This is a genomic window from Zhongshania sp. (genome assembly GCF_047636175.1).
Taxonomy (GTDB): domain Bacteria; phylum Pseudomonadota; class Gammaproteobacteria; order Pseudomonadales; family Spongiibacteraceae; genus Spongiibacter.
This window is the reverse complement of the sequence record NZ_JBLIKC010000007.1, coordinates 137,064-150,739: the sequence shown is the minus strand read 5'-3', so window position 1 is coordinate 150,739 and position 13,676 is coordinate 137,064. Positions and strand designations below refer to the sequence as shown.

At 48.5% G+C, this 13,676-nt stretch carries 15 protein-coding genes; 11 read left to right on the top strand and 4 right to left on the bottom strand.

Annotation, left to right across the window (positions count from 1 at the left end; all coding sequences use genetic code 11):
* Positions 1 to 299 precede the first annotated feature (299 nt).
* Positions 300 to 1,166, bottom strand: coding sequence for a dienelactone hydrolase family protein (locus ACI955_RS06015; protein ID WP_415242824.1), 867 nt, complete (start codon positions 1,164 to 1,166; stop codon positions 300 to 302).
* A 270-nt stretch (positions 1,167 to 1,436) separates the two neighbouring features.
* On the opposite strand from ACI955_RS06015, the gene ACI955_RS06010 reads away from it, so the two are divergent.
* The 10 genes from ACI955_RS06010 to ACI955_RS05965 all read left to right on the top strand — a co-directional run bounded on the left by ACI955_RS06010 (position 1,437) and on the right by ACI955_RS05965 (position 9,286).
* Complete coding sequence (locus tag ACI955_RS06010; protein WP_415242823.1) at positions 1,437 to 1,874, top strand: hypothetical protein; 438 nt, start codon at positions 1,437 to 1,439, stop codon at positions 1,872 to 1,874.
* Positions 1,875 to 1,940: 66 nt separating this feature from the next.
* Positions 1,941 to 2,411 (top strand): Na+/H+ antiporter subunit E, encoded by a 471-nt coding sequence (locus ACI955_RS06005; RefSeq protein ID WP_415242822.1) that lies wholly within the window; start codon positions 1,941 to 1,943, stop codon positions 2,409 to 2,411.
* The gene (locus tag ACI955_RS06000) at positions 2,408 to 2,686 is read left to right on the top strand and encodes a monovalent cation/H+ antiporter complex subunit F (RefSeq protein ID WP_368374399.1); all 279 of its coding nucleotides are present in this window, start codon (positions 2,408 to 2,410) and stop codon (positions 2,684 to 2,686) included. The genes ACI955_RS06005 and ACI955_RS06000 overlap by 4 nt, the downstream gene beginning before the upstream one ends.
* Complete coding sequence (gene mnhG / locus ACI955_RS05995; protein WP_368374398.1) at positions 2,683 to 2,985, top strand: monovalent cation/H(+) antiporter subunit G; 303 nt, start codon at positions 2,683 to 2,685, stop codon at positions 2,983 to 2,985. The genes ACI955_RS06000 and mnhG overlap by 4 nt, the downstream gene beginning before the upstream one ends.
* A 10-nt stretch (positions 2,986 to 2,995) precedes the next feature.
* A complete protein-coding gene (locus tag ACI955_RS05990; RefSeq protein ID WP_415242821.1) occupies positions 2,996 to 4,000 on the top strand; it encodes a DUF4040 domain-containing protein in 1,005 nt (334 codons plus the stop codon).
* Positions 3,997 to 4,353 (top strand): cation:proton antiporter subunit C, encoded by a 357-nt coding sequence (locus ACI955_RS05985; RefSeq protein WP_368374396.1) that lies wholly within the window; start codon positions 3,997 to 3,999, stop codon positions 4,351 to 4,353. The genes ACI955_RS05990 and ACI955_RS05985 overlap by 4 nt, the downstream gene beginning before the upstream one ends.
* Entirely contained in the window at positions 4,347 to 5,822 is a 1,476-nt protein-coding gene (locus ACI955_RS05980) for a monovalent cation/H+ antiporter subunit D family protein (protein WP_415242820.1), read from the top strand. The genes ACI955_RS05985 and ACI955_RS05980 overlap by 7 nt, the downstream gene beginning before the upstream one ends.
* On the top strand, positions 5,822 to 7,321 hold the full coding sequence (locus ACI955_RS05975) for a proton-conducting transporter membrane subunit (protein WP_415242819.1): 1,500 nt from the start codon (positions 5,822 to 5,824) through the stop codon (positions 7,319 to 7,321). The genes ACI955_RS05980 and ACI955_RS05975 overlap by 1 nt, the downstream gene beginning before the upstream one ends.
* Positions 7,318 to 7,602, top strand: a complete 285-nt coding sequence (locus ACI955_RS05970; RefSeq protein WP_415242818.1) for a hypothetical protein — start codon at positions 7,318 to 7,320, stop codon at positions 7,600 to 7,602. The genes ACI955_RS05975 and ACI955_RS05970 overlap by 4 nt, the downstream gene beginning before the upstream one ends.
* On the top strand, positions 7,589 to 9,286 hold the full coding sequence (locus tag ACI955_RS05965) for a Na(+)/H(+) antiporter subunit D (protein WP_415242817.1): 1,698 nt from the start codon (positions 7,589 to 7,591) through the stop codon (positions 9,284 to 9,286). The genes ACI955_RS05970 and ACI955_RS05965 overlap by 14 nt, the downstream gene beginning before the upstream one ends.
* Positions 9,287 to 9,628: 342 nt before the next feature.
* Here the strand turns inward: ACI955_RS05965 and ACI955_RS05960 are convergent, their stop codons facing one another.
* On the bottom strand, positions 9,629 to 10,120 hold the full coding sequence (locus ACI955_RS05960) for a DUF2505 domain-containing protein (protein ID WP_415242816.1): 492 nt from the start codon (positions 10,118 to 10,120) through the stop codon (positions 9,629 to 9,631).
* A 72-nt stretch (positions 10,121 to 10,192) separates the two neighbouring features.
* Complete coding sequence (locus ACI955_RS05955; RefSeq protein WP_415242815.1) at positions 10,193 to 11,560, bottom strand: WS/DGAT/MGAT family O-acyltransferase; 1,368 nt, start codon at positions 11,558 to 11,560, stop codon at positions 10,193 to 10,195.
* Between the two features lie 278 nt (positions 11,561 to 11,838).
* On the opposite strand from ACI955_RS05955, the gene ACI955_RS05950 reads away from it, so the two are divergent.
* Positions 11,839 to 12,792 (top strand): NAD(P)-dependent alcohol dehydrogenase, encoded by a 954-nt coding sequence (locus ACI955_RS05950; protein WP_415242814.1) that lies wholly within the window; start codon positions 11,839 to 11,841, stop codon positions 12,790 to 12,792.
* Between the two features lie 137 nt (positions 12,793 to 12,929).
* Here ACI955_RS05950 and ACI955_RS05945 read toward each other — a convergent pair whose 3' ends face one another.
* Positions 12,930 to 13,655, bottom strand: a complete 726-nt coding sequence (locus ACI955_RS05945) for a spermidine synthase (protein ID WP_415242813.1) — start codon at positions 13,653 to 13,655, stop codon at positions 12,930 to 12,932.
* Between the last annotated feature and the right edge of the window lie 21 nt (positions 13,656 to 13,676).

Sequence of the window (13,676 nt, the reverse complement as noted above, 5' to 3'; positions counted from 1 at the left end):
AGAGTCCCACCAGCCTTTAAGGCAATGAAATCAACGTCAATGTCATCTTTTGGGGTAATTAGAATTTCAATTTCATAAGTATCTGCGAGCTAATATTTATAATCACTGCCATACCGAATGAATTCCGTCGTAGCCAAACATAATGCTCCCATAGTTTTTTTATATATCCTTTGTAAATTAGTCCCTTCTCAGCCGCGCCGTCTATTGGCTAATAACTTTAATTTCAATCAATGTCGGTTTGCTAGCCGCTCGCAACAATACCACCATGAGACTAAAGATCTGCATATCGCGCATTATCACTAAGCCTGTGCTGGCACTGGCATAAGTTGTTTTTTAAATAGCGTCAATACCTTTTGAAACGCTTGGTAAGTGGGATGATTTTCATCGTCGACATAGTCGCGAGTTAAAACAGAATGTGCCGCCGCCTTAATACCGTTTGAATTGCCAGGTGAAGAGTCAATACTAATGCCGACAAACTTGTCACCGAGCAACGCTGTTAAATATTTAAAGCGGTCACCAGGCACCATTTTATCGCCGCTAAATCTCAGGCCAATAAGACATATATCGTCGCGCTCCATTCTAGCTTTTATTTTAGGAATATCCTTGGGATTTACATCTATGTCATGGCGAAGCTTTTTAGTGAGCATAAATGGCATGGAGGGCTGCGACAATACCGGAGCAATCACCGATTCATCGGCCATCATCGCCAAGGCAAAACCGCCGCTAAAGCACATCCCTATAGCGCCAACGCCAGGCCCGCCGCAAGCGCGGTGAGCATCGCGGGCCAATGCTCTTAACCAATCGGCAATTGGCGCCTCCTCGCGAAACGCGAAGCGATTAAATTCCTTAGAGACGCAAAGCTTAGACATGGACTTAATAAGATTTGGTGTGGAGTAGCTCATCCCGGGCGTGCCCAGTAGAGAGGGTAAATAAGTTGTGAAGCCTTCCTTATTTAAGCGCTGAGCAAAATCACACACGTCATCATAGATCCCCGGCACTTCATGAATCACGATAATGGCTGGGCCTTTTCCGGATTTATAGACCGGACGAGTCACACCCTTGAATGTGTAGCTGCCGGGTTCAAACTCTGGATAGGCATCGATGACTGGAGCCTGCTGGGTTTTACCCGCCTGCCATTCAGGTGTGGCAACATCGCTATGAGACATTATCTTTCCCTTATATAATGAGCACTCTTTGATTTTCAATACTAGCATTGACGCATGGATTGGGCTGCCAGAGTAAGCCGCCCGTTGGCGGCTTACTCATTCCTAGACTAACCTTGATGAGTTTGAAGCGCACTCGAGGACGTCACCGTATTTTTAATAAAGAAAGGCCATACGGCACCCAAAAAGCGCAAGTCAGAGCTATAAGGAGGCACATATGCTTGCCATTCTCGGCAATGCCAAAGTAAACTGACTGAAATCTTGAATTTACCTATGAATATAATGAAAACAACATTTCATACGTCTCGATTTATTGCCGCCTTCTTAGCTTTGACTTTTTGTGGTGCAGCGTATGGCTTACAGCCCATGAGCGCTGAACACTTGAGTGGTAGTTGTGGAGCATCACTAAATACCGACAGCGGTGTGGCAAATTCTGCCTGCGCGGCGTTTGTAAGAGGGTATGTAGAAGCCAATTCACACGTTCGAATTGGAGAAATGGGTGATCTAAGTTTTTCACAACGCGCCTTGCTCTCCCGCGCTCCTAGCGGTTCGACAAGTATCAATACTTTAAAAACAGTTAAATACGGCCTTTCTGAATCCACGACCATCAGAGAGCTTGCGATACTGGTTGTTGATGAGTCTAGTCCGACTTACACCGGCACCGCAGCATCATTGCTGGAGCAGATATTTAAGGCTCATTACCTCTGCTGATGACCATAATTGGTTTTTGATTTGGAATTAACGAGAGGAAAGTCGACTCGGCTTAAGGATAATTTAATGCGTCATACCATCAGTATTTCTGCGCTTCTATCAGGAATATGGCTCGCGAACTCCGGGCATTATAATTTTCTTATGATCTGCTTTGGCATTGGCTCTGTCGCCTTTGTAGTGTGGATATGTCATCGCATGGACGTGATCGATCACGAATCCCAACCGATTCATCTTACCTTAGCACTACCGAACTATTATGTTTGGCTGGCGTGGAAAATTGTCCTCAGTAATTGGGATGTGATTAAGCGCGTATGGCTCGGCAACGGGTCTATTCAACCTATGGTTAAAACCTTAAATCTTCCTCAGAAGACCGATATGGGCCGGGTTATCTACGCCAACTCCATCAACCTAACGCCCGGTACGGTGTCCTTAGAGGTCAATGAAACCACCATTGTGGTACACGCTTTGGTGCCAGAAAATATCGCAGAATTGGAAGACGGTGAGATGAGTGATCGTGTCAGCAGGTTAGAACAATGATTCTATCTATTACCGCTATTACCTTGCTTATTGTGATGGCCATGGCGATCTTTCGGGCCATCGCCGGCCCCAGTGTGTTTGACCGTGTTCTGGCAGTGAATCTGTTTGGTACCAAGACGGTACTGTTTATTGCGGTACTGGGCTTCTTGTCTGGGCGGCCAGAGTTTTTGGATATTGCGCTGGTCTATGCCCTGATGAACTTTATTAGTGTTATCGCCTTGCTGCGTTACTTTGAGTACACCGACAGATTGCAGCAGCAGGGGGAATCGGAATGACTACGTTTGTCGACGTTTTGAGCGGGCTGATGCTGCTCAGCGGTTGTTTTCTAATTTTTACCGGCGCGCTCGGTGTGCTGCGTTTTCCAGACACACTTAGCCGAATGCACGCTGCCGGTGTATCCGAGACCATGGCGACCGTGCTGATACTAGGCGGCTTAATGCTGCTGGCCGGTTGGAGTTTAGTGCTTCTTAAATTGGTGATGGTATTACTATTCCTTTTATTCACCAGCCCAGCTGCCAGCCATGCTTTGGCCAAGGCAATTTGGACTCGGCAACAACGAGGTGATGGGCAATGAGTGTCTATGATTGGTTTGGGAGGGTGCTGTCATAGAACTCTTACTTGATATTAGCCTACTCAGCATGCTGGTAGTGACGGCGTTGGCAATTGCGTATAGTCGCGATTTAGTCGCGGTTGTGATGTTAACGGGTGTTTACGGATTTTTGTCAGCAAGCTTTTTTGTCTTGATGGACGCGGTAGATGTCGCATTTACCGAAGCGGCCGTCGGTTCTGGTATTTCCCCCCTATTGATGCTGCTAACCCTAGCGCTAGTAGGACGACATGAAGCCTGCGCTAGATCGAGGAGCTTACCGGCGCTGATTCTGGTGGGCATCACTGGCGCCTTGTTAATCTATGGCACGCTGGACCTGCCATCATTTGGCGACGCAAATTCTCCCGCACAGCTGCACGTTGCGTCGCGCTATATTTCCGATTCTGCCGCCGAAATTGGCATTCCCAATGTAGTCACCTCAGTGCTGGCGAGCTATCGCGGCTTTGATACCTTCGGTGAAGTGGTGGTTGTCTTTACTGCGGCTATCGGTGTGATGTCATTACTAAGCACCGGCGCCCTACCCATACTTCCCAAGGCTGAGGGCGCCCACGGCCATAAAGTCCTTAGGATAGTCAGTAAGATTTTGATTCCGCCTATTATGATTTTTGGCCTCTACGTGCAGTTTCACGGTGATTATGGCCCCGGCGGGGGATTTCAGGCTGGCGTTATTTTCGCTGCCGCCATTATTCTTTACACGATGTTCTTCGGTGTGGATTTTGCGCGCCGAGTTGTCGATGTCCCCGCGCTTCGTTTTCTAGCCGCCTTTGGTGCCCTGCTTTACGGCTCGGTTGGCATTTCGTCCATGCTTTTGGGCGGCAACTTTCTGGATTACTCAGTACTGGCCGGCAACCCAATTACCGGACAGCACATTGGCATTATTGTGATTGAGCTGGGTGTGGGTATTACGGTCGCGGCAGTGATGGTGTTGATCTTCTACAGTTTTGTAAGCCAACTCGACAAACAAGGACGTGAAGACGGATGAGTATTATTTTTTCTCATTACAATGACTGGATCGTCGTTGCGCTAATGATGATTGGTTTTTATATCGTTATTGCTCAGGGCAATCTAGTGAAGAAACTGGTTGGTTTGAATATCTTCCAGACCTCGGTATTTATCCTGTATATCAGCGCCGGCAAGGTCACAAGTGGAACCGCGCCAATATTGAATGACTCCGGCAATGTTTACTCCAATCCCCTGCCTCATGTATTAATTCTCACCGCGATCGTGGTTGGCATTGCCACCACGGCGCTGGGCTTGGCGTTGACGATCCGAATCAAAAGAGCTTACGGCAGTATCGAAGAAGCCGACATTCAGAAAAGAGACCTTTCGTGCTAAACCATCTAATTATTCTTCAGGTTATTGTACCGCTGCTTGGCGCGCCCTGCTGCCTTATCGTTGGTCGCAACCGGGCAGCCTGGCTGTTCGCGCTGCTGGTCAGTGCGGTATCGTTCTTAATCGCTTGTCTACTTTTGGCTCAGGTCTATGATGTTGGTAGTCTGACCTACGAGCTGGGTGGCTGGGCTCCGCCCTGGGGCATTGAGTATCGCCTAGATTTACTGAGCGCGTGGTTGCTAGTGATTATTACACTAAGCAGCACAGTCAGTTTATTTGCCGCTCAAACCAGTATCCAAAAAGAAATTGAGCCTGATAAACAGCTATTTTTCTATGTTGCGTGGCTGCTATGTTTGGCTGGTTTACTGGGAATACTGTCAACGGGTGATGCTTTTAACGTCTTTGTGTTTCTTGAGGTTTCGTCTCTCTCCACCTACACCCTGATTGCCTTAGGCAAGCGTCGACAGGCCTTATGGGCTGCTTTCCGTTACCTCATTATGGGCACCATCGGCGCCACCTTTATTCTTATCGGTATCGGCTTCATGTATATGATGACCGGCACCTTGAATATGGCAGATTTAGCACTGCGATTGCCGAAGGTAGAAGACTCCCAAGCTGTCTTTGTTGCCTATACCTTTATTGTGGTGGGTATAGGTCTGAAAATGGCCATGTTCCCCTTGCACTTCTGGCTTCCCAAGGCGTATGCCGAGGCGCCATCTATTGCCACCGCATTTCTTGCCGCCAGCTCAACTAAGGTAGCGGTATATCTGCTGATTCGATTCACCTACACGGTGTTTGATGGTCAGCTAGAAACCGCCGCGCTGCCGCTCACAGACGTTCTTGTTGCCCTGGGTGTGCTGGCAGTATTCAGCGCCTCAACTACCGCCATCTTCCAATTAGATATTAAGAAGGCGATTGCCTATTCGAGTGTGGCGCAAATTGGCTACATGCTCATTGGTATCGGCTTGGGAAGCGTACTGGGTATGCAGGCGACATTACTGCATCTGTTTAATCACGCATTAATGAAGGGCGGTCTATTCCTGTCAATCGCCGCCATCGTGTATCGCCTCGGCAGCAGTCAACTTGACGCCCTCAATGGCTTGGGCAAGCGCATGCCGATCACGTCGCTGAGTTTTACGATCGGCGGCTTGAGCCTAATAGGTGTGCCGCTCACGGTGGGCTTTATCAGCAAGTGGTATCTGGTGAGTGCAGCTATTGAATCTGGTCGCTGGCCGCTAGCCATGCTGATTGTAATGGGCTCGCTGTTAGCACTGGCCTATATCTGGCGCGTTGTCGAAAGGCTGTATTTCAAAGAGTCTGAGGCCGGTGCGCCCACAGGAGAAGCACCGCTAATGATGCTGATTCCGCTGTGGTTGTTGATTTCCGCTAATGTGTATTTTGGTATTGATACCCGACTCCCCATTGAAATTACGGCTGAGGCTGCCCGCAGCCTGCTAGAGGGTGCTCGGTGATGAGTAGCGAATCTATGTTAATAAATTTCGCCATCGCGCTGCCTTTATTGGCAGCATTGCTAATTAGTGTGACCGGACGCTTCCCCAATCTTCGGGAAGCCGTCTCCATCGTTATTGGCTTGGTATTACTGGCGACCAATATTGCAATCTATAAGCAGTGGCAGGGAGACGTAGCCTTACATAGTCACTGGCTAGATATTCTGCCCGGTCTTAGCTTAAGTTTCAGGGTTGAAGCCTTGGGTTTGTTATTCGCCTTGGTGGCTAGCTCACTTTGGCCGGTGACCGTGCTGTATGCCATAGGCTATATGCGCGGACACGATGAGAAGAATCAAACTCGCTTTTACGCCTGTTTTGCCATAGCAATCTCAGCGGTTATGGCGATCGCTTACGCCGACAACCTTTTTGCCCTGTTTGTTTTCTATGAAGTGCTCTCGCTGTGTACCTACCCACTGGTAACTCATGCGGGAACCGAAAAAGCCAAGCAAGGTGGCCGAGTCTACTTGTCGATTCTAATGGGCACGTCCATCGCCTTCTTCTTACCGGCAATGATATTTACCTGGGTTATCAGCGGTACTCTAGAATTTCGTTTAGGCGGCATTCTGCCTGAAGAATTCTCCGGCCCTCTACTCTCGATACTCCTGGCCTTTTTCGTATTCGGTGTGGCGAAAGCAGCCATGATGCCGTTTCACCGCTGGCTTCCAGCGGCGATGGTAGCACCCACTCCGGTTAGCGCGCTCCTACACGCCGTTGCGGTGGTGAAAGCGGGCGTATTTAGCCTGTTAAAGATCCTAGTCTTTGTTATTGGTCTCGATCGCCTACAGGAAATTCCGCTTACTGATTATCTGCTCTACTTGGCTGGCGCAGGGGTGTTGCTGGCATCACTCGTCGCCATGCGCCAAGACAATCTCAAAGCGAGACTGGCCTACTCAACCGTGAGTCAGCTTGGCTATATTAGTATGGGTGCGTTTTTAGCCACCCAGAGCGGCGTGATAGGCAGCGCCACCCATATTGCCATGCACGCGGTGGGAAAAATAACTTTGTTCTTTTGCGCTGGGGCCATTCTTGTTGCCAGCCATAAAAGTGATATCAGTCAAATGCGTGGTTTGGGACGCCAAATGCCCATCACCATGGTGGCTTTCTTTATCGGTGCACTAAGCATTATTGGCTTACCACCCACAGGCGGCACCTGGAGTAAGTGGTTACTACTAAGCGCCACCATGGATGCCGGACAGTGGGCAATGATGGTGATCTTATTAGTCAGCTCACTGCTTAATATTGCCTACTTGCTACCCATTCCAATGCGAGCATTTTTCCCAGGGGAAAAATTCTTAACAGAACAATCCAAATCTGGCACCGCCGCAGTTGCGATAAAGGAAGCGCCTTTACCGGCCTTGCTGGCCATCATAATTACCAGTCTCGCCTGCATAGCATTATTTTTCTGGCCGGACATTCCCTACGAACTGGCGACGGGGATTTTTAATGAGGTGCCCATGCCATGAGTGAATATCAGGATTTCTTCGACAAACCTAAAAATGTGAAACACATCCTCACTGGCCTGTATGTCATTTGTGGTCTGCTGGTGGCGCTGGATCTAGTGGTTCATCGTCATACGGAACACCCCTGGGAGGGGCTTTTTAGTTTTTATCCCCTATACGGTTTTGTGGGATGTGTGGTGTTGGTATTGGTGGCAACACTGATGCGCAAAGTGGTGATGCGTGATGAAAACTATTATCAGCAAGACGAACCAAAGGTAGAGGAGTCCAGCCGTGTTGAGCATTGAACTACCTCCTTTCCTGCTGTTTTACGTGGGCGCCATTCTGGCTGGTCTATGCCAGGGACGAGTGCGCGCGGCGGCCTTACTGGGCACCATTGCCCTTAGCGCCGTAAATTTATGGCAGCTGCCTGAAAATTACACCGTGCTAGCTTCCTTCATGGGCCTGGAGCTAACTCCGGTCAAACTGGATAACCTCAACCTGTTGTTTGGTTATCTCTTCCACATTGCCGCCCTGATTGGGGTTATTTACTCCCTGCATGTGCAAGATCGCGTTCAGCAATCGGCAGCCATGCTTTACGCCGGCAGCGCCCTAGGTGCGGTATTTGCTGGCGACCTGCTGACTCTATTTTTGTTTTGGGAAATGCTCGCTTTAAGCTCGGTGTTCCTAGTATGGGCGCGGGGCACTGACAGAGCCTATAGCGCGGGCATGCGCTATCTGATTCTACAGGTTGTGTCGGGCTTGCTACTGCTAGCCGGGATTATCATTCACTATCAAAATACCGGCAGTCTTGAATTCACTTATATTGGTCTAGAGGGCCTAGCCGCTTGGCTGATATTCATTGCCTTCGGCATCAAGTGTGCATTTCCGGGATTCCATACCTGGCTCACCGACGCCTATCCAGAGGCGACGCCCACAGGCACAGTATTCCTGAGCGCCTTCACCACCAAAGTGGCGATCTATGCCATGGCCCGCGCCTTTCCCGGCACCGAGTTACTGGTGACAATTGGTGCGGTAATGGCCTGCTTCCCGATCTTTTTCGCGGTAATAGAAAACGACCTTCGGCGCGTACTGGCCTACAGTTTAATTAACCAGTTAGGCTTTATGATTATTGGTATCGGCATTGGTACCGAGCTGGCCATTAACGGCGCTGTCGCTCACGCCTTTAACGACGTTATCTTTAAGGGCCTGCTGTTTATGTCTATGGGGGCAGTGCTATACCGAACCGGCCGTATCAATGGCTCGGAGCTTGGAGGACTTTACAAGTCTATGCCGAAAACCGCGATCCTGTGTATTGTCGGTGCGGCATCTATTTCTGCCTTCCCGCTGTTCAGTGGCTTTGTTAGTAAATCGATGATTATGTCGGCAGCCTTGAAAGAGGACTACGACATTATCTGGTTACTGCTGCTGTTTGCCTCAGCGGGTGTGTTCCATCACGCCGGTATCAAAATCCCCTACTTTGCGTTTTTTGCCCACGACTCTGGTATTCGCTGCAAAGAGGCGCCGCGCAATATGTTGCTGGCAATGTCTATTGCGGCAGCCCTGTGTATCGGTATCGGCAGTTTCCCAAATTTGCTCTATCAACACTTACCCTATTCAACCAACTACAGCGCGTATGACCTAACTCATATATTGACGCAAACCCAGTTGTTGTTCTTCTCAGCTTTGGCATTTGTTTGGTTGAATCTAAAAGGAATGTATCCGCCCGAGCTGCCGTCCACCAATCTGGATAGCGATTGGTTTTATCGGCGACCGCTGGCGCGTCTGGTTAAGGGCTCACTATCACTGATGTGGGCTTTAGATCAGCAGGTCCGTGGGCAAGCCATGATAGGTATAAAAGCTTTTGGCAAACGCGTAGCCAGCCTATACCGGCCTAATGAGGGATTACTCGCCAGAGAAATCTCCATTAGCAGTATGGTTGCGTGGATGTGCGGCTTACTGGCAGTGATATTGTTGATGAGTTTCGTTTAATGGCATCTCGCCAAAGCGACAGCGCGTTCCAAGGCAAAGGCGGTACATATCGCTTGGTCTTGTTACGCACAGGCTTGTAAATATAATAGTTAGATAGTTTGAGTCCTTACCTTTATCTGTACTGATTTTTCGACGTGAATAACATCGACGGTAGCATCGTTTATTACTTTGTAAAGATGCTAAGCATGGTGAGTGCATCTTTCTCGACGCAGCTGTGTCAGTCCGTGCATATTGTTAACAAGCTCATCATGCCTATATTTTACTTCGCGACGGCAAAATAATTAGTCGATTTTTATTAAACGATAAATTGCTGTGTTCGCTATAATCTCCCAACTCTAAAAATTACATATAACTGTTTAGTAATTTGGCACTTTCAACGTGGTCTAATTCAACTTTTTTACTCATATCTTCCATCAATATCTTTTCAAGCTTGCCACCAATCAACGGTACCTTAACGTTAATATTCCAGCCCATTAACAAAGCCGAGCCATCACCCTCATCCACCAGCTTCATATCGCAGCTGGCATCGATGGGCAAACCCTTAAACTCAATGTCTAGGCGGCCGGTTTTAATAGACGCATCCCAAGTATCGCGCTGAATAATTGTCATAGTGTCACTAAAGAACTTGCTGGCAAAGCTTGGCACGGGCACGTCGGCGGGCAGACAGCGTTTGATATTGATGGAAAATTTACTTCCTTCAAAAGACTCGTCGAGAAGTACAATATTATGCGCGCCCAGATTTTTATACTTATTCAAAAAGTAATCTTTATCGGTGTACATCGTAATTACCGTATCTGTCGTCGCTGGAAACATTATTTTTATATTTTTTTTCATAATCCAACCTATGCATTAACAAATATATGGCTCGTTTAAATTAAAACTCACCGGCAAAGCGCATTATCAATTCTATGCAAGCCCAAGAGCGGCTTCAAGTTCGGATAATGCTTGTTCGGTAAAATCTAGCAAGCGCTGCATATTCGGTACTGACCGACGGCAGGCGGTATAGCCAAAAGCCAGAGAATCACAATAACTGGTCAAGGTGATATTTAAAGCCTGACCATCAATTGGAATCGAAATCGGATACGTTTCTTCGAGCCTCGCGCCATTAAGATACAGGGGGTTTTTCGAGCCTGGCACATTGGAAATGACCACGTTAAACGCTGGACGAATACGGTCTAGGCCGAGTATTGACGTAAACGCCATTGGACTTAGTCCGGTGGCTGCATAGGCAAGCTGCTCTACCCGGTTCATCTTGGCCATGCGATCCTTGGCCCTCCGCGTCGACGCCGTAACGGCTTGTAAGCGCTCAGCCGGGTCGACGATATGAGTCGCCAGATTAGCCAAAATCACGGAAACCTGATTACCACCTTCCGGACTGTCTGCCGCTCTAACAGATACCGGCACCATGCTAATGAGTGGCGCTTTAGGCAGGGCGTCTTTTGATTCTAGATATGAACGTATGGCGCCTGAACACATCGCTAAAGCCACATCGTTAATGGTACCGCCGGCTGCCTTAGCGACCGCTTTAATACGCGCTAATGGATATGACTGCGCCGCAAAGCGCCGCGAACTGCTGATGTGTACGTTTAGCATGGTAGGCGGTGCTTGGTAGGGCGTCGCGTCAGCCGGCTTGCCGCGGCTCCTGCGCAACAGATCCAATACCCCGCGCACTGCACCGGGGACAATACGAAAATTAGTCCCTATTGCATGTATAAGGCCATTTACCGGACTAACGGAAGGAGCCAAGGCCACCGATCTCTTGCGACGACTAGGTATACGCGCCCAAACTGGTGGCATTGCTCGCTGAGTGGGGTCTTCGCTGAGAGATCGAATCACCTCTAAGGTCGCCGAAACGCCGTCGAATACGGAGTGATGCACTTTTGTATAAATAGCAAAACGGCCGTCCGCCAAGCCTTCGATCACACTCACTTCCCACAAGGGCCGACTGCGGTCAATGAGTCCGCTGTGCAGCCGCGAAACCATTTCAAGTAATTCACGAATTCGGCCGGGCGCCGGCAAGGATAAATGGCGCAGATGATGGTCGATTTCAAAATATTCGTCTTCTCGCCAGAACCATGTGCCTCGAAATACTGGGCGCTGATTATATGGCGCACTCGGCTCCGAATGACGTCGCATATCCTGCACCAAGTCGCGAATAAACGTCTTGGGGGCTCCATCTGGCAGTGCGAATATCTGTAAGCCAGCGATATGCATTGGTTGGCGACGATGCTCAGCCATCAAAAACAAGGCATCCGTTGGAGAGAGGATTTTCATATTGCGAACCTCAAGATAGTAAGTCAGCTCTAACCCAAGCTCACTGACATATACATAAAATTATGGTTTATGATCGAGTACACGGGCATACGCGCTCTTCATCCCATACAGCGTATAAGAAATATTTTCAGCCCGCAACGAAGTACAATAAGATAACAGGCCGACAGTTAAAGTCATCAACGGGCCGCTTTATTAGCGGTTTACTGAATTGGTGTCGCTGTCCGATGTGGGCCAATAGCCATCCCTAATTCTAATAAATTTGTCAGGAGCACCCAATAGTGAAAGCTGCCACCACCATAGGTTTTGGACCTAGAGCAAGGTTGATTATCAAAGACGTCAAAAAGCCCAAGATCGGCGTTAATGATGTGTTGGTTAAAGTGCATGCATCGTCGGTTAATCCCAAAGACTGGAAGCTTAATTACAATATTTCCAGCTTGGTCCCTAAAGTCGGCAGCTTATCTAGTTTCCATATTATTGGTGATGACTTAGCTGGCGTCATCGTTGAGCGGGGCAGTAATGTCAGCAACTTTAAGGTCAGCGACAAAGTATATGGTATGGATATGCGCTTGCGCACAGCAGCTTGCGGTGAATACGCCTGCATTGCCACTAAGCGGATTGCGCTTATGCCCAATAATATATCCTTTAACGAGGCGGCAGCCGTTCCGCTTGCCGCGCTAACAGCTTTGCAGGCTTTTCGTATGGGCAGCGTTAGTGATGGCAGTAAAGTCCTCGTAATCGGCGCGTCAGGGGGCGTCGGCACATTCGCAATACAAATCGCTAAAGCGATGGGGGCCGAGGTGACTGGAGTGTGTAGCGGAAAAAATATCGATCTGGTGACAAGCCTTGGTGCCGATAAGGTCATTGACTATACACAGGGAGACTTTAAATCAGAGGACAATAATTTTGATTTAGTATTCGATGCAACCGCCTACGAAAGCCTGACAACATGCGCATCATTAATGGCAGAAGATGGCCTCTTTGTGTCTACCGCAGGCCACGGAAAAGCGCTTTTTAATGCCTACCGCCCACATTTCTTTATGGGCAATAAATCGGCTAAGCCCGTATGGGTTGAGTCTTATACTAGCGACTTAGAGGTATTGAAAGACTTTATTGAAAGCGGTGCCGTTACCCCGGTCATCGATAGCGTTCATCAAATAGCTAATATTGAAGATGCTTATACTAGAAATAAAACGGGTAGAAGCCGAGGTAAAGTCATCATACAAGTGGTATGAGGGATACATACTTAGCTCGCCGGATATTGAAGGGGCCGCGTTAGCGGCGGCCCATTTTAATCGCACTCTGATTACCCGAAATGGACTTTGAATCAGCGGCTGTAGCGCAACTTCCAGCCCTTATCTGCTCCCCTGCATTACGCCGCTTTCACACAAACATACACCGAGTTAGTCGATTCACCATCTTGAAAAGGATTATAAAAAGACACCACGTGAGAATCGACTTTCTCAAACACGGTTTTCAGCAAATCCTCAAAACGTTGCTCCGGCAGATTTTGCGACCACATCGCAAACACACCCGTAGGCTTAAGTTGTTCTGCCATAAGCGCTAGATTTTCAGTCGTATAAAAACCGGCGTTAGCGGCGTTCAGGAATTCGGTGGGTGAATGGTCGATATCTAATAATATGGCATCAAACTTTTTACCGTTGCTGTCTGGTGCAAAGCCCGTACTCGGGGATGTACCAAGATCGAAAAAACTGCCTAGTACATAGTGATTTCTGCTATCCGCATTAAGTATTTTACCTAGCGGCACCAGCTCATCTTTATGCCAGCCAATGACAGTATCCAAGGCTTCTACCACAAATAAGTCTGCAATTCGCTGGTCTTTTAATGCCGCCACGGCGGTGTAGCCTAAGCCCAAGCCACCGACAACAACAGAGAGTTTGTCACCCTTTACCGCTGCTAAACCAAGGGTGGATAAAGCCTCTTCAGCCTCGACAAACATGCTCGACATTAAATATTCATCGCCCAACTTAACTTCATATATGTCTCTATCACCAAACGCGGGGATGCGTCGTCTGCGCAGAGAGATTTCACCTAAAGCGGACGCTCGGCTATCAATTTCTTCAAATAATGCGGCCATTGTTAAAAGGTCCTAAAGCTT